Annotated in this window: 17 protein-coding genes; 6 read left to right on the top strand and 11 right to left on the bottom strand. The window is 57.4% G+C overall.

The genetic code is table 11. From position 1 onward, the window contains the following. Positions 1 to 61: 61 nt before the first annotated feature. The 4 genes from asmA to alkA all read right to left on the bottom strand — a co-directional run bounded on the left by asmA (position 62) and on the right by alkA (position 4,244). Complete coding sequence (gene asmA / locus ACMYSP_RS20955; protein WP_434583963.1) at positions 62 to 1,909, bottom strand: outer membrane assembly protein AsmA; 1,848 nt, start codon at positions 1,907 to 1,909, stop codon at positions 62 to 64. A gap of 27 nt (positions 1,910 to 1,936) precedes the next feature. Continuing rightward, the gene (gene dcd / locus ACMYSP_RS20950) at positions 1,937 to 2,518 is read right to left on the bottom strand and encodes a dCTP deaminase (RefSeq protein WP_123755062.1); all 582 of its coding nucleotides are present in this window, start codon (positions 2,516 to 2,518) and stop codon (positions 1,937 to 1,939) included. Positions 2,519 to 2,608: 90 nt separating this feature from the next. Continuing rightward, positions 2,609 to 3,250 (bottom strand): uridine kinase, encoded by a 642-nt coding sequence (gene udk / locus ACMYSP_RS20945; protein WP_123755063.1) that lies wholly within the window; start codon positions 3,248 to 3,250, stop codon positions 2,609 to 2,611. Positions 3,251 to 3,395: 145 nt separating this feature from the next. Continuing rightward, positions 3,396 to 4,244: a DNA-3-methyladenine glycosylase 2 gene (alkA, locus tag ACMYSP_RS20940; protein ID WP_434583962.1), complete on the bottom strand. Its 849-nt coding sequence runs from the start codon at positions 4,242 to 4,244 to the stop codon at positions 3,396 to 3,398. Between the two features lie 149 nt (positions 4,245 to 4,393). Between alkA and yegD the strand changes: the two genes are divergently transcribed. From yegD to ACMYSP_RS20915, 5 genes are all read left to right on the top strand, one after another. Continuing rightward, entirely contained in the window at positions 4,394 to 5,746 is a 1,353-nt protein-coding gene (gene yegD / locus ACMYSP_RS20935; protein ID WP_434583961.1) for a molecular chaperone, read from the top strand. A 445-nt stretch (positions 5,747 to 6,191) separates the two neighbouring features. After that, the gene (locus tag ACMYSP_RS20930) at positions 6,192 to 8,120 is read left to right on the top strand and encodes a sensor histidine kinase (protein WP_434587214.1); all 1,929 of its coding nucleotides are present in this window, start codon (positions 6,192 to 6,194) and stop codon (positions 8,118 to 8,120) included. Then, complete coding sequence (locus ACMYSP_RS20925) at positions 8,117 to 8,812, top strand: response regulator transcription factor (RefSeq protein WP_434583960.1); 696 nt, start codon at positions 8,117 to 8,119, stop codon at positions 8,810 to 8,812. Before ACMYSP_RS20930 ends, ACMYSP_RS20925 begins: the two co-directional genes overlap by 4 nt. A gap of 400 nt (positions 8,813 to 9,212) precedes the next feature. Continuing rightward, the gene (locus ACMYSP_RS20920) at positions 9,213 to 9,350 is read left to right on the top strand and encodes a small membrane protein (protein WP_434583959.1); all 138 of its coding nucleotides are present in this window, start codon (positions 9,213 to 9,215) and stop codon (positions 9,348 to 9,350) included. 129 nt (positions 9,351 to 9,479) lie between these two features. Next, on the top strand, positions 9,480 to 10,097 hold the full coding sequence (locus tag ACMYSP_RS20915; RefSeq protein WP_434583958.1) for a helix-turn-helix transcriptional regulator: 618 nt from the start codon (positions 9,480 to 9,482) through the stop codon (positions 10,095 to 10,097). Between the two features lie 297 nt (positions 10,098 to 10,394). Here ACMYSP_RS20915 and ACMYSP_RS20910 read toward each other — a convergent pair whose 3' ends face one another. The 7 genes from ACMYSP_RS20910 to ACMYSP_RS20880 form a co-directional block, all read right to left on the bottom strand. Then, on the bottom strand, positions 10,395 to 11,621 hold the full coding sequence (locus tag ACMYSP_RS20910) for a dicarboxylate/amino acid:cation symporter (RefSeq protein ID WP_434587212.1): 1,227 nt from the start codon (positions 11,619 to 11,621) through the stop codon (positions 10,395 to 10,397). Positions 11,622 to 11,897: 276 nt separating this feature from the next. After that, on the bottom strand, positions 11,898 to 13,412 hold the full coding sequence (locus ACMYSP_RS20905; RefSeq protein ID WP_434583957.1) for an ABC transporter substrate-binding protein: 1,515 nt from the start codon (positions 13,410 to 13,412) through the stop codon (positions 11,898 to 11,900). Then, on the bottom strand, positions 13,393 to 14,427 hold the full coding sequence (locus ACMYSP_RS20900) for an ABC transporter ATP-binding protein (RefSeq protein WP_434583956.1): 1,035 nt from the start codon (positions 14,425 to 14,427) through the stop codon (positions 13,393 to 13,395). Before ACMYSP_RS20900 ends, ACMYSP_RS20905 begins: the two co-directional genes overlap by 20 nt. After that, positions 14,428 to 15,408 carry an ABC transporter ATP-binding protein gene (locus ACMYSP_RS20895; protein WP_434583955.1) on the bottom strand — a complete coding sequence of 327 codons (981 nt, stop codon included), beginning with the start codon at positions 15,406 to 15,408 and terminating at the stop codon, positions 14,428 to 14,430. Beyond that, on the bottom strand, positions 15,405 to 16,250 hold the full coding sequence (locus ACMYSP_RS20890; RefSeq protein WP_434583954.1) for an ABC transporter permease: 846 nt from the start codon (positions 16,248 to 16,250) through the stop codon (positions 15,405 to 15,407). The genes ACMYSP_RS20895 and ACMYSP_RS20890 overlap by 4 nt, the downstream gene beginning before the upstream one ends. After that, entirely contained in the window at positions 16,247 to 17,185 is a 939-nt protein-coding gene (locus tag ACMYSP_RS20885; RefSeq protein WP_434583953.1) for an ABC transporter permease, read from the bottom strand. Before ACMYSP_RS20885 ends, ACMYSP_RS20890 begins: the two co-directional genes overlap by 4 nt. Then, complete coding sequence (locus ACMYSP_RS20880; RefSeq protein WP_434583952.1) at positions 17,185 to 18,084, bottom strand: proline iminopeptidase-family hydrolase; 900 nt, start codon at positions 18,082 to 18,084, stop codon at positions 17,185 to 17,187. Before ACMYSP_RS20880 ends, ACMYSP_RS20885 begins: the two co-directional genes overlap by 1 nt. 203 nt (positions 18,085 to 18,287) lie before the next feature. Here ACMYSP_RS20880 and ACMYSP_RS20875 point away from each other — a divergent pair, with 203 nt between their 5' ends. Then, positions 18,288 to 19,040, top strand: a complete 753-nt coding sequence (locus ACMYSP_RS20875) for a helix-turn-helix transcriptional regulator (protein WP_434583951.1) — start codon at positions 18,288 to 18,290, stop codon at positions 19,038 to 19,040. The last annotated feature ends 32 nt before the right edge of the window (positions 19,041 to 19,072 follow it).

The following is a 19,072-nucleotide window of genomic DNA, read 5'->3' as shown; positions in this document are numbered from 1 at the left end:
GCTTAGCGCCGCTATCCGGGTAATCAGCCAGACCAACAGAACTCAAGATGCTCGCCGCGGCTTAATGCTTATCGAGCAACTTCTTCACGTCTTTGCCGTCCTGGGTGTTCTTATTGCGCTCCATCCAGTCGTTAAGACGCTGTTTCGCTTCGTCCTGCAACTGTCGGCGCAGCACCTGATCGACCTGCAGGCTGTAGCTTAACTCCTGCCATTTGCCGTAGATACGCAGAGGAATCGCGGTCTGTTTGAGTTTGTCGATAAGCTTGCTTTCCCCCTTCCAGCCACCGAGCACGCGCACGTTAAAGTGCATATCGCAGTTTTCTTTCAGCAGATTAAGATCGCCCTGGCCGGTCAGCGCCATCATCTCCGATTGCCCCTGCAGATTTTTCAGAGTCACCTGCCCCTGCGCCAGCTGCAGTTCACTACTCATCGCATCCAGACGCGTCGCGTTATCGTAGTTTTCCTGAGCCTGTACGTTGGTGCTACGCTCCACCGCCTGCTGGACCAGCTGCTGGAAGTTAAGCCCTTCCGTGCGGGTATTGCTCATCCGCAGCTGAGCGTCACCCTGCCAGCGACGACGGAAATCTTCGGCATCAATTCTTTCGCCAGAGAAATCGCCGGTTAAAGAGAGCTTCCCGGTCAGATTCAGCGAATAATTAAACGCCTTCAGGATGGTCGCAATCTCGACATTATCCAGTTTTGGCTGGAAGGAGGCCTGTGAGGTATCGCCACGCACGTCCAGGCTGCCGGGGAGTGATATCAGGCCGCCATCCAGCTCACCTTGTAGCTGATTGATGGTCAGCAGCCCCAGTTGATTCGTGATGTCACTTTTCACCTGGGTAAACTTCATGCCCCGCCACTGCAGCTGGTCGGCCACCAGCGACAGATGGGCACTGAATCCGCGCAGGCTCGCATAATCATTCTGAATATCGCTATCGGCAATCACCGGGCGCAGCTGTCGTGGCTGGCTTTGTCCCTGCTGGGCAGCCCCCGCATCGGTCGCCGGAGAGCTGTGCATCAACAGGCTGTCGAGATCGAGCGTGGTGGCGTGAAGATTGAGCTTCCAGTCCGCCTGGTCACCTAATATCACACTGGCATCACCGCTAATCGCGCTGCCGTTAGCGGTCAGGTTGAGATTATCAAAGCTGATTTTTTTCTCATTTTCCTGCCAGCTCGCCTGCAGGCTACCCTGCCCGCTCACGCCGTCGGCCGGGAGTTCAGCGCCGCGCAGTTGCCAGTTCAGTTGAGAGATATCGGCTTTTAAAGAGTGGGGATAGTCGCCGCCCTGCACCTCGGCGGAGAAAGAGAGCGCCAGGTCGCGCTGGTCACGGTTGACCCGCCCGGAGAAATCGAGCGTAGCGTGGTGATTTTCATCCTGGTCCATCTGCAGATGAATATCGCGTACCGTGACCTGCTCACCGTCTTCATGCTGGAAGAACAGCACGCTATCCGCCACCTGCAGCTTTCTTACATCGTAAGACCAACCGTTATCTTCCGGCACCAGCGGCAGCGTGTTGTCGTGCGGGACCACCGGTGCTCCCTGGCTGCGCACGGCCTCGGTCTGCGGCGTCAGCTGGATAACCGCGCCTTTTAACATCACCTGCTTAACCTGCAGCTGATGCGAAATCAGCGGCATCAGCGCCACGTCAAGACGCATATTGTCCGCGCGCACCACCGGTTCAGCGGCGCCCGGCGCGGTCAGCGTCATACGCCCTGAGAGAATGCTCAACTGCGGCCAGACATGCCAGCGCAGCGGGCCATCGAGTTCGAGCTGATAACCGCTACGTTCCGCCACCTTATGCACCATATAGGCACGAAAATCGTTGGGATTGACCAGCAATACCAACGCGGTTAGCCCGGCGACTACCACCGCCAGCAAGATCATTAGCGTTGTCAGAATTCGTCTCATGGCACCCTCAGTACACCGCTTACGTTATCAGTCCTTGTCGATTCGACTCGCCACCGCGCCCTGCTGGTCGCGATATTTGGCGTCTTCACGGCGGTTATAGGGCCGTGCCGCAGGGCCTGACAGCGGTTCAAAACTCAATGCGCCAATGGGCATCCCCGGGCGCAGCGCCAGCGGCAGCTTACCGGAGTTGAAAAATTCCAGCACGATGCAGCCAGACCAGCCCGGATCGATACGGTGCGCGGTCACGTGCACCATCAGACCCAGGCGCGCCAGTGAGGAACGACCGTCCAGCCAGCCAACAAGATCGGCCGGCAGCGTCACTGACTCATAGGTCACCGCCAGCGCCAGCTCTCCCGGATGCAGGTAGAACGCCTCGCCTTCCGGCAACACAATCTCTTCGCTCATTACCCGTTCCAGCGCGGCGGCGACTTCGGCCTTCGGCCCGCTGAGGTCAATAAAGGGCGCGGTGTGCCCACGGAATGTGCGGAATTTATTCCCCAGCCGAACATCAACGGTCGCGCCGTTAATCCGCTCAACAGGTGGACGCGGGTTAATGACCAGCCGTCCTTCATCCAGCCAGGCTTCTATATCTCGGTCGCACAGACGCATGAGCGCTCTCCTTTAAGGCGTGACGCCCCAAGACCTTCCGGGCCCAGGGGCAATGTAGATTCTCTTTGCACGTTACACAATTCGTCTGTGTTATTCAAAGAACTGGCTGATTTTTGCCTTAAGAATATCAATCGCAATCCGGTTCTTACCGCCGCGAGGCACAATAATATCGGCATATTGCTTAGAGGGATCGATAAACTGCAGGAACATCGGGCGAACGGTTTTCTGATACTGCGCCATGACGGAGTCCATCGAACGACCGCGCTCATTGACGTCGCGCTTAATACGGCGCATCAGGCAAATATCCAGCGGGGTATCGACGAAGATCGAGAAGCTCAGCTCATTACGCAGGCGAACGTCGGTCAGCAATAAGATCCCCTCAAGGATAATCACTTTCTTCGGTTCAATGTGGACGGTTTCCGGCATACGCGTATGTTCAACGTAGCTGTAGACGGGTAATTCAATGGGCTGGCCGCTTTTCAGCATCTGCAAATGCTGGAACAACAAGCTATGATCCATCGAGCTCGGATGGTCGTAGTTCGTTTTAACACGCTCTTCCATCGACAAATGACTTTGATCTTTGTAGTAGCTGTCTTCCGGAATAACGCCAATATGTTCATCGCCGACCTGCTCACGTAATTCGCGATACAGCGTGCTGGCGATAAGACTTTTCCCCGAAGCCGATGCGCCGGCGATACCTATAATGACGCACTGATGAGACGTATCAGTCATAACTTTTTTGCGACCTGATTAACCTGGATGTATATACACAACGCTCTGAATGATTTTGTGTATTGGAAGGGTGACGTTTGACCGTCAAACGCGGCAATTATAGGGATTTCAGCCCGGCGATACCAGAGGTATGCGCCCCACAACGCTATTCCTGCGTCGGAGACCACCCTTCTGTATACCAGATGTGCAATAACGCATAGGAACGCCACGGCTGCCAGCGTTTTGCATAATGACCAATACGCGCTGGCGTCATGCCGCTAAAGCGCTGCTTAATCAGATAATCGTCCGGCAAAAAGATATCCTTCGCCTGCCACCCGCGCAGCGCAAAATAGCTCGCGGTCCACCGGCCAATGCCCGGCAGCCTCTGCAGCTGCTTCATCCCGGCGTCGATATCATCCGGCGCCACCAGCGGAAGATGGCCGTCGATGGCCGCCTGCGCCAGATGAATTAAGGCCTCGGCACGGCGCAGCGACATCCCGGTGGCCTTCAGCGCCAGGGGATCCGCGCACGCCAGCGCCTGCGGTTCAGGAAACAGGAAGTAGCCCGGCGTATCCGCCAGCGGCTCGCCGTAGGCCGCCACCACTTTAGCCGTCAGCTTCGCCGCCATCGCCACGCTGACCAGTTGTCCCAGCACCGCACGCACCGCCTGTTCAAACGCATCGAGCGAACCGGGTAACCGCAGCCCCGGCCGATCGCTGGCCAGCGCCCCCAATACCCGAGCCACCTGCTGCGGATCGCAGTCCAGGTCAAACAGACGTGCCACCCGGGAAAAGCACTCCTCCGCCACCGGCAACAGGCCAGGCGATAACGTCACCCGTAATCCTTGTGCCGCCTCATCGGGCACGATCCTAATCAGACCATGGTGGCCTGCCAGCGAAAAACTGCGGGTATACTGCCCTTCTGCGAAGGTTTCTATGCCGGTCACCGCACGCGCACGCAGAAAATCAAACATCCATTGCTGGTCATAGGGTGGGTTCCACGGTAACAGCGTCATTATCACTCCTTCTTCATCTGTCCTGCTTAAATGCATCAATCATAGACGCTTTGCCTTTGATGGGCCTTGCTTTTAAATTCCTGTTGTCGCCGTGGCGGCAATCCGCTAAAGTCGCCCCCCTTCTTCACTGGCATGGGGATTTTCAGGTCATGTTTATTGGTTTTGACTACGGAACCGCCAACTGTTCCGTTGCGGTGATGCGCGATAATCAGCCGCAATTGTTAACGCTGGAAAACGGCAGCACGCTGCTTCCGTCAATGTTGTCCGCGCCGACCCGCGAAGCGGTCAGCGAATGGCTCTACCGCCATCATCAGGTGCCGACTAACGGTGATGAAAACCAGGCCCTGCTGCGTCGCGCCATTAACTACAACCGCGATGAAGACATTGACGTCCTCGGCAACAGCGTCCAGTTTGGCCTTGCCTCACTGCATCAGTACGTCGACGACCCGGAAGAAGTATTCTTCGTTAAATCACCAAAATCCTTCCTCGGCGCCAGCGGTCTCAAGCCGCAGCAGGTCGCAGTGTTTGAAGACCTGGTGTGCGCCATGATGCTGCACATTAAACAGCAGGCGCAAAACCAACTGAGCCAGACTATCGACCAGGCGGTCATTGGCCGTCCGATCAACTTCCAGGGACTCGGCGGTGATGAGGCCAATACCCAGGCGCAGGGGATCCTGGAGCGCGCGGCAACACGCGCCGGGTTTAACGACGTGGTCTTCCAGTTTGAACCGGTCGCTGCCGGTCTGGATTTCGAAGCTACGCTGAGCGACGAAAAACGCGTGCTGGTGGTCGATATCGGCGGCGGTACCACCGACTGTTCATTGTTGCTGATGGGGCCGCAGTGGCGCCAGAAAGCTGACCGCCAGCAGAGCCTGCTGGGTCACAGCGGTTGCCGCGTCGGCGGTAACGATCTCGACATCGCGCTGGCATTTAAATGCCTGATGCCGTTGCTGGGAATGGGCGGAGAGACCGAAAAAGGGATTGCGTTACCGGTCCTGCCATGGTGGAACGCGGTGGCGATTAACGACGTCCCGGCACAAACAGAATTCTACAGCACGGCCAACGGTCGGTTGCTCAATGATCTGCTGCGCGATGCCCGCGACGGCGAAAAAGTGGCGCTGCTGCTGAAGGTCTGGCGCCAGCGTCTCGGTTATCGCCTGGTACGCAGCGCGGAAGAGAGCAAAATCGCCCTCTCCACCCAGGACAACGTGACCACCGGACTGCCGTTTATCGGCGACGAACTGGCGACGGCAATCAGCCAGCAGGGGCTGGAAGCGGCGCTGAATCAGCCGCTGACGCGGATCATGGAGCAGGTTCAGCTGGCGCTGGACAACAGCCGCGAAACGCCGGATGTCGTCTATCTTACCGGCGGTAGCGCTCGCTCCCCGCTGATTAAGAAAGCGCTGGCAGCGCATCTGCCGGGCATTCCAATTGCCGGTGGTGATGATTTTGGCTCAGTCACCGCCGGGCTGGCCCGCTGGGCACAGGTCGTGTTCGCCTGATCATGACGGGGCAGGGTCTGCCCCGCTATTGAGACTCATCGACACATGGAACGCGGCGCTCCTTTCCCTTCATTTCTGGTTTTATTCTCGTGCTCTTTGCGCCACCTGTAGTGCTTTATATTGCCGCACCACCGCAGCAACACCATATTCCACCGTTCACGGGTTGCTAAACCTGCCTAATCCCTGTCCTGGCGCGGCCTGGGGAACAGATCCGTCCAGTAGCACCTTTTGTAAATATCGCTGGAATAATCTCGTGGTCCGCCGCAGAATGCTTTGCCATTAGAACCTATCGAATTAACTCCCGGAGCCCGGGGGCTGGCCTGTGCAAGTCACCGGCATCATTGGCTATTTTGTTTCTATTTATTGATCCATGCCGCAGGGGGCGAGTTTGCATCATATCCGCGCCGTTACTGGCTTTACCCTCCCGATCGTCTGGAGCAACCGCGTGCTGCTGTGGATCTGCTGCGGCATCATCATCGCCCTTCAGTATTGCGCCCCTGCCCGTGCACAAACCCGACAGATTGGCATCGATACGCCGGTACAATGGTATGCCGACAGCAGCGATGCGCTGACTCTGGAGGGTTTTCTCGCGCTGCCGGCAAGTGCGCTCAGCGTAGGGCAGCGTATTCCTTCGTTTGGCTATTCTTCAAAGTCCTTCTGGCTGCAGACGCATCTGCCGGCATCGTATTTTCAGGGTGAAACACGCTGGTTGCAGATAGGGCCTTCTTTCGTCGATCATCTCAACGTTTATTATCGACCCGCCGGGAGTGACCTTCCGTGGACGCTAAAAGCCTTTGGCGATCGTGCCTCGACCCGCGCCAGCGATCTCAATTACCGGGAAAGCGTCCTGATTTTGCCACCGCCGCCCAACCCCGCCGGCTACGATCTGGTTTTCCGCCTGCAGAGCAGCAGTACCCTGATCCTGCTGGCGACGCTTTCGTCACCACAGGAATTTGTACAAGCAGCCACCCAGGACACCGCATTCTGGAGTTTTTACTTTGGTCTGGCCTTCATTGCCAGCGGGGTTGCCTTGTGGCTCGCTCTGTTACTCCGTCGCCGCCTGCTGTGGGGGATTTGCCTGTTTTCCCTTAATTATCCGCTGGTAGCGGCGCTGCACGGCTATCCCGAATGGTTTTTCGGGGACGCCGTGCTCCCGGTGCAGGATGCGATGATCAGCTATCTGTCGCTCCTCAGCTACGCCACCGCATTGTGGCTGCATAGCGAGGTATTTGACCTTAAACACAATATGCCGCGTTTGCATCAGCTGCTGCTCGCTGCAATTACGGTCAATATCGTGCTTCTCGCCAGCGTTCCGCTGGGCTTTTACGGCCTGGCGATGCAGATTGAGGCCGGGATGTTCTTTATCGCCGCGCCGATACTGTTGGTCACCTCATGGGCCCTCTGGCGGCGCAAAGCCATTGATTTGAACACCTTTTTACTGGGGCTACTGCCTCCCGTCTACGTGGTCTCCGCCGCGCTGGTGCTGCTGTCGATTCATGGCGTGATCCCTTTTCATAACGCCATTTACTCGGCCTGGCAGTATGCGCTGATCGTGCATATTGTCACCGTCCTGATCATTGCGGTTCTGCGCATTCGCGCTGAAAACCGCAGGTTGATGCAAAAGCAGCAGCTGACGCGAGAGCTGCAGATCGAGCGCGAGGCAAGCTTTCAGCAACGCCAGTTTATGGGCATGGTGGCGCATGAATTCCGCACGCCGCTCTCCGTTATCCAGGGAGCGCTGGAAAACCTGCGCTTATGCACCCCGGAAACCGCACAAGGACCGCGTCTGGATCGTATGCAGCGCGCAACGACACGGTTGGTCCAGCTAACCGATAACTGCCTGGCCGATGCCCGCTTATCCTCCAGCGCGCTGCATGTCGATAAACAACAGACCGACCTGCTCCCGGTGATCTATATGGCGGCAACGGTCGTTGAACTCTCACTGAATCATTATTTTACCGTCACGTTGGCCGGGAAAACTGTCGATTCACAAACGCCTTCGCCGGCACTGTGCGTTGATAGCGGACTGCTGTGTATTGCGCTGGCCAATCTGCTGGACAACGCGGTGAAGTATTCCCCGTCCGGCGAGATAGCCGTCGATATCTACCCCAATACGGGCCACTATGAAATCCGGATCCGTGACCAGGGGCCAGGGATCGCCGGCGACCAGGTGGAACGGATTTTTGAGCGTTACCAACGTGGCTCAGTTCGCAGCACGACCCCGGCCGGCACCGGTCTGGGGCTGTATGTTGCCCGGCAAATCATCCAGGCACACGGTGGCGAGCTGTGGCTGATAACCAACAGTCCGGATGGATGTGAGTTTGCACTCACGCTTCCCGTGGATGCCCCATCACCGCACAAGAGAAAATCATGACATTACGCGTGGCTATCATTGAAGACAGCGTCGATCTCCTTGATGAACTGCTGGCCTTTCTGCGCTTTCGTGGCTTCAGTGCCTGGGGCGTGCACAGCGCAGAGGCGTTCTGGCGACAGCTGCATCGCGATCCGGTCGATATTGTATTGATCGACATCGGGCTGCCCGGCGAAGACGGCTTCAGCGTATTGGACTACCTGCATGAAATTGGCGAATACGGGCTGATCGTGATGACGGCCCGGGGGCATGAGCAGGATAAATTGCAGGCGTTCAATCTCGGCGCAGATTGCTTTCTCATCAAGCCGGTCAATTTTTCCGTTCTGGCAGAGACCCTTCATTCACTGGGCGCCCGTCTTAAGCAGGAGAACGCCGCCTCACTGGCTTCAGCCCCTGTCGTCGAGCAGGCCGCCTCTGCGTCCTGGCAATTGCAGCCTGATAACCTGATAGCCCCCTCCGGCGCGATGCTCCCGCTGACGCAACAAGAACACCGGCTGCTGGCTCGACTGATGCACAACCGCAACGAAGTCTGCCGCAAGGTCGATCTGCACGCCTATCTCTTCCCCGATGAAAGCGAACCGGAGCTGCACCGCATTGATGTGGTTATCAGCCGTCTGCGCAACAAAGCGCGTCTTCATGGCGTGGCGTTACCCATCCGGGCCATTTTTGGCAAAGGTCTGGCCTTTATTCCCTGATATCCCTCCTCCCCCTCTCCCGGCGCACAGGCTGCACGATCCAGATTGGTTTTTCAGCGATAAGTTATTCATTTGACTGTTGTTGTTAATTTTTCTCATTTTTTGAGAGAAATGAGAGGAATGAGACTGACGGCAAACTAAGAATTTTCTTACATTGACCTGACGCCGTGAAGGTATTGTCCGAAAACAGCCATGCTACAGGAGGGTGAAGCGCCCACCCTCCTGTCTAGCCACTTTCCGGGTATCTCTAATTGATCGTTCCAGAGATATTTTCCGCGCGGCGACGTTACGCGAATGAATGTACGACGCGATAATAAAAGCTTTATACGGAATACCCATTTTCGTGTCCGCGCCGAGGCGCATTTATGACACTATCAATATCAGTTAAGGGATCTTGAACATGGTTTTGCAAACGTGGTTAGTTTTACTGCTGTGTATATTTCTTCTGTGCGTCTCTGTTTATAGTCTTATTTCCTATCTCAAAGACCGGAAGAAACAAAAAATCCCATTATTCTATAAAAACAATCGTAAACGATAATCCGGGTTGTGCTGCTGTCCTGATATAAGACCGTGGCGCCAGTTTATCAAATACGCTTTCTATTGCCGTATACGCCCGAAAAGTTGCTCGCAGCATGGCGTTGTGTTGATGCCGCAGGAATATCACGCCATGAGAAATATCAGGATCGCGATCGTTAGCCGCAACACCTTCCTCAGGGCGTCGCTGATGGCCATCATCGACAACCTCACCCAGGCCAGCGATGGCCTGACGGTCAGCTTTACTCACGCGACGAGTGAGTTGTCCAGCCAGGATATTATTATCACCGAACTGCTGCCGGGTGAGATTCACCTCTGTAACATCAGCATTAAAAACCGTAAGAAAAACAGCGAAGTTATCATCCTGCATCGCTATGAAACCCTGCCTGAAAAGCGCCACATCGTAAACTGTCTGAAAGACGTTACCTTCGTCCCGCTCAGCACGGTCGACGTCGATGAAATGGGTGACATTATCGGGAAAGCGCTGAAACGAAGTGTGGAGCCCACCGCAACGCCGGCGTTCGACCCGGCATTAATATGCGCCAACTGCCCGCATAAAATCCTGTCGCCTTCGCAGGTTGTCGTAGCCCATGGTCTAATGCACGGTTTCGATATTGGCAAAATATCGACCCTGCATCAGATCACCCCAAAGGTGGTTATCTATCATAAAAACCAGATTATGGAAAAATACGGGCTGAATAATCACTCTGACTTTTTTCAGTTTATTCATCTACTCAAGCAACGAGGTTAATACCTGCAGGTACCATTAGCGGGAAAATTAGGATTATAACGGGTTGTTCAGGGCGGATAATCTGAAAGTCGTTGATCAACGGAAAATAATTAGCGCAACGGCGGTCGCTAACCGGTAATATTATTCGGCACCTGGGTATAAAGATACTGCCGCGTATTTTTGTACCCTTAGAATAATGCTTGTATTACAGGTGCAACCATTTCGTCACATTGCCCCTTACGTGCCTGTGGGGGCCTCTTTTTCTGCCGTATTTCACCCTTTCTTAAGTTGATGCCCCTTTACCGGGGCATCACTTTATCAGGCCTGAACCTGCTGCGGCTCCCCTTCCGGGAGCTCTTCCTGTAGCTGTCCTTCATTTTTCGACAGCATCGCCGTGGCGATCCCGTTGCCCAGCACGTTAATCGCTGAACGCCCCATGTCGAGGAAATGGTCAATACCCATCAGCAGCAGGATCCCGGCGACCGGAATGTTGAAGCTGGGGATCGTCGCCGCCAGCACCACCAGCGCCGAACGCGGTACCCCGGCAATGCCTTTGGAGGCCAGCATCAGCGTCAGCATCATCACGGTAATTTCGCTAAAGCTGAGGTGGATGTTATAGGCCTGAGCAATAAACATCGAGGCAAAGGAGCAGTAGACCATCGACCCGACCAGGTTAAAGGAGTAACCGATCGGCAGGACGAAGGAGACGATATTGCGCGAACAGCCAAAGTTGACCAGTCGCTCCAGCGTCTTCGGATAGGCGGCCTCAGAGCTGCTGGTGGTGAATGCGACCAGCACCGGGTCTTTCAGCATGTTAAGCAAACGAAAGACTTCTTTCTTCAGCACCATATAACCTACCGCCAGCAGCACGGCGCTGGTCAACAGCACGGCCAGGTAGTAACCGCCGATAAAAGAAGCGTAGTTGAGCAAAATCCCCATCCCCTGAGAGGCAATGACCGAGGAGATGGCGGCAAAAATGGCCAGCGGAGCCACGTACATCACATAGCCCGTGACCTTCAGCATAATGTGCGACACCACGTTCAGTGCAGCCACCAGCGGCGCATTGAACTTCTCGCCCAGCGACGCCCCGGCAATCCCGAAGAACATCGAGAACACCACAATTTGCAGAATTTCGTTGTTCGCCATCGCATCGGTAATACTGGTCGGAATGGTATGCGACAGGAAGCCTTTCAGGCTCATCCCGCTCACCGCCAGGCCGGTATCCACCGCTTCTTTCGGGATAGCCAGATTTAACCCGGCCCCCGGATGCTGCAGGGTCACGATCACCAGGCCCACGAGGATAGAGAGGATCGACGAGGTGATAAACCACACCATCGCCTTACCGCCGACCCGCCCGATAGTCGCGGTTTCACCTAACCGCATGATGCCCACCGTCAGGGTGCTAAAGACCAACGGCGCAATCACCATTTTAATCAGTCGTAAGAACATGTCGGTAAACAGCGTGATATTTTCCGACCAGGCGACGACCGTCCCTGGGGAAGCGTATTCATGAATCACCGCGCCGGAGAGGATCCCCAACAGCATGAAAATGACGATGAACAGCGTGAGTTTGTTTGCACTTGCCACAAAAATGAACCCCTGATTTATTTAATGTATTGATTTTTAACGTGTATGTATTTTATTTATAATTACACATTAAACATTCGACACATAAATTGAATAAAAGACGCAAGGGTTACAACTCTTTTTTAGTTATTTATCTCTTTAGTTGACGGAAAGGTTGACGCATATCAATCCGCCACGGGAGCCAGAAGAGGGAAAAAAGCGCCGGTGACCGGGGTCAACCGACGCAAAGAGGCATTAGTGTTTCACGGTATCTTCAAGGAAGAAGCGCCCCAGCGGATTCTGGTAGAAACCGTCGATATTTTTGCGGCTGACGTTACGGTACGGGCTGTAATACAGGTCAACCCAGTTGACGTCGGCTTTGGCCATTTTTTGCAGGTCGATATACATCTGCTCGCGTTTTTTACTGTCCATTTCGACACGTGCGGCGGCAACCAGCGCTTTGACCTGCTCGTTATGGTAGCGGGTCATATAGTTCATATTGCTGTCGTGCCCCAGCACAAAGGTGGTTTTCTGATCGGGGTCGAGAATATCGTTGGTCCAGTACATCACCGAAATATCGTAATCCCCGGCCACCAGCATATCCCAGCTCTGGCTGGGATCGACTTTTTGTAAGTTGACCGTCACCCCGACTTTCGCCAGCTGCTGCTGCAGCAAAATGGCGATTTGCTCATCCACCTCATCCCCGGCGTTGACCACATAGTTGAGCTTCAGGTCGGCAGCGCCCGCCGCTTTCAGCATCGCCTTGGCCTTTTGCGGATCGTAGGGGCGACGAAGATTGTCGGCGTAGTGATACAGCGCCCCGGCAGGAATGTACGAGTTTGCCACCTGACCGTAGCCAAAGGTCACGGTCTTGACGATGGCGTCTTTATCAATCGCGAAATCCAGCGCCTGGCGCACTTCTACTTTGCCCAGCGCGCCATGGGCGTGGTTAATCAGCAGATGATCCTCACGGGTGGAGGGGTCAAGCTCTACTTTCAGATTCGCATCCTTCTGTAGCGACGCAATACGCGAGAAAGGCACGGTCAGGGCGGCATCAAGCTCCCCGGCCTGCACTTTCAGCATCCGGGTATTATCGTCCGGAATGGTTAACCACTCTACGCCATCGAGGCTGACGTTTTTCGCCTGCCAGAAGTGAGGGTTCTTCACCAGCACGATTTTTTCACCGCGCTGCCACTCCTTCACGCTAAACGCACCGGAGCCGACCGGTTTCTCGGCAAAAGCCTCCTCGCCTTCAGCCTTCATCGCCTTCTCTGAAATCACCGAGGCGTTTGGCAGCGCCAGCTGCGATAAGAACGGCGCGGAAGGCGATTTCAACGTCACCACCAGGGTGCGTGGGTCGGTAGCCTCGGCTTTAGCGATGATGCTGTAGGAGTCACGCCACAGTGAGCCCTCATCATCACGGATGCGCAGCAGGCTAAACGCCGCATCACTGGCGGTCAGCGGCGTTCCGTCGGAAAACTGGGTATCGCGAATCTTAAAGGTGTAGACCTTACCATCCGCGGAAATAGTCCAGCTCTCGGCCACGCCAGGCTCCAGCTTTGTCCCGCTTTTATCTACCCGCACCAGCGGGTCGAAGACGTTTGAAAAGACCCAGTTATCGGCATTTTGCGCCGACTTTATCGGGTCAAAGGTGGTGCTGTCTTCGCGGCGGCCAATGGTCAATACCCCCGCGGCCTGCGCCATTTCGCTGACCACGCTTAACGCCAGAAAAACGCTGGCCGCCAGTAACTTAACATGCCTGTGCTTCATCAAAAGATCCCCCTGTCAAAGGAAAAACGGTCTCATGGCCCGCATGGTTGAGGATGCAGGCATAAGCGCGGTCGGCAATCTGCCGGGTTGGTGGTGGTGCGCCGGTGCGACACTGCACCTGCGCATAAGGGCAGCGCGGATGAAATGCACAGCCTTGTGGAACCGCGACCGGGCTGGGCGGTTCGCCCCCCAGGCCGCTCTTCGGTAACGGTTTATCCGGGTCAATTTCCGGGATCGCCGAGACCAGCGCGGCGGTATAAGGGTGCAGCGGCCGGGTGAAGACCGCTTCCGCCGGCCCCTCTTCGACGATCCGCCCGAGGTACATCACCGCGACGCGATCGCACAGCCGGCGCACAATCGCCAGATCGTGGGCGATAAACAGAATCGCCAGCCCCATGGTTTCGCGCAGATCCATCAGTAAATTGACGATCTGCCCCTGAATAGAGACATCCAGCGCCGCCACGCACTCATCCGCGACGATCAGCCGCGGCTCCATCGCCAGCGCTCTGGCAATACCGGCACGCTGGCACTGGCCGCCGCTTAGCTGAGCCGGTTTCGCGCTGGCCTGCTCAGGACGCAGGCCAACCTGGATGAGCAGCGCCTCGACCCGCTGGGCGACCTGCCCGCGCGGTACCTTCTTATGCACCCGCAGCACCTCGGCAATACTCTCCCCCACGGTCTGACGCGGGTTCAGCGAGGCAAAGGGGTCCTGAAAAATCATCGCGCTTTGCTGGCGCAGTCGGGCAATATCGCTGGTTAAGCCATGGGTGATACGCTGCCCCTCGAACCGCACCTCTCCGCCAGCCACCCGCTCCAGCTGCAACAGCGCCCGCCCCAGCGTGCTTTTGCCGCTGCCGGACTCGCCCACCAGACCCAGGGTCTCGCCGGGGTGGATTTGCAGCGAAACCTGATTGACCGCGTGTACCTGCCGTTTCGGCTGCCACAGCCCGCCGGAAACCGGAAAGGTGACGGAAAGATTATCGGCCTCAAGCAACGGCCAGTGAGCGTGAACCATTTATCCCTCCCGCCGGGCAAGCGTCGGCAAAATGTGATGGCAGGCGGCACCGTGACTGCGGCTCTCCTGCCCGTAACGCAACACCGGCTGCTGCTGACAGGCCTCATCGGCACGGCGACAGCGCGGATGAAAACGACAGCCAGGTGGAAAATGGTCGGCAACCGGCGGCTGGCCTTCGATAGTCGTCAGTCTCCCCTGCCCGCCTTCGCTAACCGGCTGGCAATCAATCAGCCCGCGGGTATAGGGGTGCAGCGGCGCGGCCAGCACCTCGCGCTTGCCGCCCACTTCACACAGCCGCCCGCCGTACATCACCGCGATCCGGTCGCAGGTTTGCGCCACCACGCCAAGATCGTGGGTGATCATAATGACCGCCAGCCCCAGCTCCCCACGCAGGTCGCTTAGCAGGCGCAGAATCTGCATCTGCACGGTCACGTCCAGCGCGGTGGTTGGTTCATCGGCAATCAACAGCGTCGGCTCCGGCGCGAGGGCAACGGCAATCATCGCCCGCTGACGCATACCGCCGGAAAACTCATGCGGATAGTTATTAAACCGGTTCTGCGGGTCGGGGATCCCTACCTGACGCAGCAGCCCCAGCGCATCCTCCCGAGCCTGGCGGCGGCTGGCGCCAAAGTGCAGGCGGCGGCTTTCGGCAATCTGTTCGCCGATGGTCATCACCGGATTGAGATGGCTGGTAGGGTTCTGGAAAATCATACCGATTTCCCGTCCGCGCACCGCCGACATCTGCCCCTCACTGAGGGACAAAATATCCCGCCCGCCCAGCCGCACTTCCCCACCGGCGATCCGTAATCCGGCCCCCGGCAGCAGGCGCATCAGCGCCCGGCAAGTGACGGTTTTCCCCGAGCCGCTCTCGCCCACCAGCCCGAGCATCTCCCCGGCCGCAAGCGTGAATGAGACGTTATCCACCAGCGCGATATCGGCGCCGCGCATGACCGTCAGATTGTTCACCGTCAGCAACGTCATACGCGCTCTCCTAACTTATCGCCCAGCCCGTCGGCCAGCAGGCTAAACCCCATCGCCAGCAGCACGATGGCAAGACCGGGAAAGGTGGTTATCCACCATGCGGTCGTGATAAAGCTTTGCCCTTCCGCCACCATGACTCCCCACTCGGCGGTGGGCGGCTGTACGCCAAGCCCGAGATAGCTCACCGAGGCGCCGTTCAGCAGCACCAGCACGCAGTCAGACATCGAAAAGACGATCGCCCCGGTCAACGCGTTCGGCAGCAGGTGGCGGAACAATATCCGCAGATGACCGTAGCCCAGGCTGCGGGCCGCCAGAATAAAATCGCGCTGTTTGAGGGTCAGCACCTGTGCGCGCACCAGACGGGCATAGGAAACCCAGCCCACCATCGCCATGGCGATATAAAAGCTGCTCAACCCCGGCCCGAGAATGGCGATGATCGCCAGCATCAGCACCAGAAACGGAAAGGCCAGCACAATATCAATCACCCGCATCACCAGTGCATCTACCACCCCGCCGAGATAGCCCGAAAGCGCCCCCAGGGTGGTGCCGAGCATAAACGGGAACAGCACCCCCAGCAGGCAGATTTGCAGATCGACCCGCGCGCCCCACAGCACGCGAGAAAAGACATCGCGGCCAAAGTTATCGGTGCCGAACGGATGGATCCCCCCCGGCGGCAGCAGGCTGGAGGCCGGGTCCTGAACGATCGGATCGAACGGCGCGATCCACGGCGCCAGACAGGCTACCAGCAACCACAGCCCGACAATCACCAGCCCGGCACACAGCGCCTGCTGGCGCGGGATCGCCCGCTGACGCAGGCGGGAAAACGTCGCGATGGCCTTCATAATGCGATCCTCGGGTCGAGCGCCACGGTCAGAATATCCGCCAGCAGGCTGACCGCCACGGTGGCGAGAGCAAAGACCATCACCACCCCCTGGACCACCATGTAGTCACGGCTGAAAATTGCCTTCACCAGCAGCTGCCCGAGGCCGGGAATGGCAAACACGCTTTCGATCACCACCGTACTGCCGATTAGCCAACCGATATTCACCGCCAGCAGGTTGATGGTCGGTACCAGCGAGTTCGGCAGCACATGACGCCAGAAGATGCGGCGCTCCCGTTGCCCGCGCGCCCGGGCCGCGACGACATAATCGCTGTTCATCTCCATCAGCAGGCTGGCGCGCAGGTTACGAATCAATACCGCCGACAGCGCCAGCGCCACGGTCAGACATGGCAGCACCATATGATGCAGCTGGTCTACAAAATCGCTGCCGTAGCCGGAGACCGGAAACCAGCCGAGCACGATGCTGAACAGCAGGATCAGCATGATGCCGAGCCAGAACGCCGGAAAACCAAGTCCGGCAGTGGTAAAAAGGCGAATCAGCCGGTCGGCGAGGCGCCCGCGTTGACGCGCGGCGGTGGTTGCCAGCGGCACCGTCAGTACCAGCGCCAGCAGGACGCTGCCCAGCACCAGCCACAGCGTCGGTTCAAGCCTCGATCCAATCAGTTTGAGAGTATCCACCCGATAGACAATCGACTTCCCCAGTTCTCCCTGCAGCAGGTTGCGCAGAAAATAGCCGTACTGCACCCACAGCGGTTCATCAAGACCAAACTGCGCACGGATGCGCGCCAGCGCCGCCGGAGTACTGCGTACCCCCAGCAGAATGCGCGCCGGATCGCCGGGGATGGCACGCACCATCATGAAGGTGATCAGACTGATACCCAGCAGTACCGGCAGCAGTTGAAGCGGACGAAACAACAGAAAACGGTAACGGTGCATCAGTGGCCTCCCGGGTCGCGCTGGCGCGCCAGAAAGTCGAGCAGCACCGGGTAGTACACCTGCGGCTCTTCGTAAAACGGCATATGGCTGCTGTTGGCAAAAATCGCGATCTCAGCATTCGCCAGCCCCTGCTTCATTTTCAGGGCGCAGGCGGGCGTCAGCTCATCGTGCTGGCCGCTGGTGATCAGGCACGGCACGTGGATTGAGGCCAGTTCAGCGCTGCGGCTCCACGCTTTTAAATTGCCGGTATAGAGAAATTCGTTCGGTCCCTGCATGGTGACGTACGGTGCCATATTCCAGTCCTCAAGCGATCGCTTAACCGGCTCGGGCCATACGTCGAGGCGGCAGACGTGGCGATAGTTCAGCAGCGTAATCGCCGCCTGATAGGCCGGGTGATCCAGCCAGCCCAGCGCTTCATAACGCTGCATCATGGCCACGGTTTCGGAACCCAGCGCGCCGCGCAGACGGTTCAGTTCCTGCACCAGATGGGGCATATCGGCAACGGTGTTTTCCAGAATCAGTGAGCGAACTGCGCCAGGATGGTGCAACGCCACTTCAATCGCCAGCCAGCCGCCCCACGAGTGACCAAGCAGATGGACCTTGCCGAGTCCCAGCGTCTGGCGGACGGTTTCCACTTCCCGCACGTAACGCGACATGGTCCACAGGCTGGCGTCATCCGGTCGGTCGGATTTTCCGGTGCCCAACTGGTCAAAGGCAATCACCCGGTAGCCATGCAGTTTCAGAAAGGAGTGGGCCTCGCGCAGATAGTCGCAGGGCAACCCCGGCCCGCCATTGAGGCACAGAATGGTCTCGTCGCCGTCGCCGAATTGATACGCCACGACGTTATATCCATCCACCGCAATGTGATGGCACTGGTCGGGCGCTATTTCACTCCACATGGTGTGTTCCTCGTCGTCATTGGTGCCGGCTGTTGGCGTTGCATTAACGCTAACGGCAACGCCGGAAGCTGAACAGTTAGCAAAAATACTAGTTTTACGCCGCGTCGGGACGGCACCGGAATTGCATACCATTGAGCGAGCACCGGACGGTTTTGCACAAATCGTGCCCGTCGCGGGTCTCGTTTTAACCTGAAGGGGGTTTTATGCGACTGGAGTTTGAACGCCCCGGCAGCGCCCGGGCGACCAGCCTGGATGAGGCATTCGGCGGGCTTTTTCAGCAAACCCGTACTCTGGGATTCGATGCGGTCATTTACGACTACACGCCGGTTCCGCGCTCGCTGGAAGGAGAGCTGATTACGCCGTCATTGTTGAAAATGTGCAACGTGCCGGAAGATATGCGCCAGCTGTGGTGCGAACGCGGCTATTACCAGCAGGATCCGGTGCAGCACTGCGCCCTGGCGAGCTGCGCACCTTTTGTCTGGTCCTATCAACGCCCGGATAACAGCATGCTGCGCGGCAGGCTGGACACCGACACCGCCGCCGTTACCGACTATATGCGCGAACACAATATGCCCTGTGGCGCCACGGTTCCTCTGCATCTGCCTAACGGCGGGTTTGTGACGCTCACCGGCATCCACACCGGCCAGCGTCAGGAGCGGGAAATCACCGCGACCCTTGCACAGCTGATGCTGCTGGCCCACCAGTTTCAGGAGTCCGCCTTCCCGCTGTTCGACAGCACCATGCTGACCTGTCGCCACGTGAAGTTGAGCAACCGCGAGCGTGAATGCCTGGCGTGGTCCGCCGAGGGGCTTACCGCGAAAGAGATTGCCCGCAAGCTGCATCGCTCGGTGGCAACGGTGACCCTGCATCTGAATACCGCTGCGAAAAAACTGGGGGCCAGTAACCGCGTGCAGGCGGTGGTTCGCGCCCTGCACTACCGCCTGCTCGACAGTTAAGAACTAGCATTTTTGCTAGTGTTCAGCCGCGG

The sequence above is a fragment of the Klebsiella sp. R390 genome (assembly GCF_051131745.1).
In the GTDB taxonomy this organism is placed as follows: domain Bacteria; phylum Pseudomonadota; class Gammaproteobacteria; order Enterobacterales; family Enterobacteriaceae; genus Klebsiella.
Note: the sequence above shows the minus strand (reverse complement) of the source record. Positions and strands in the feature narration are given on the sequence as shown.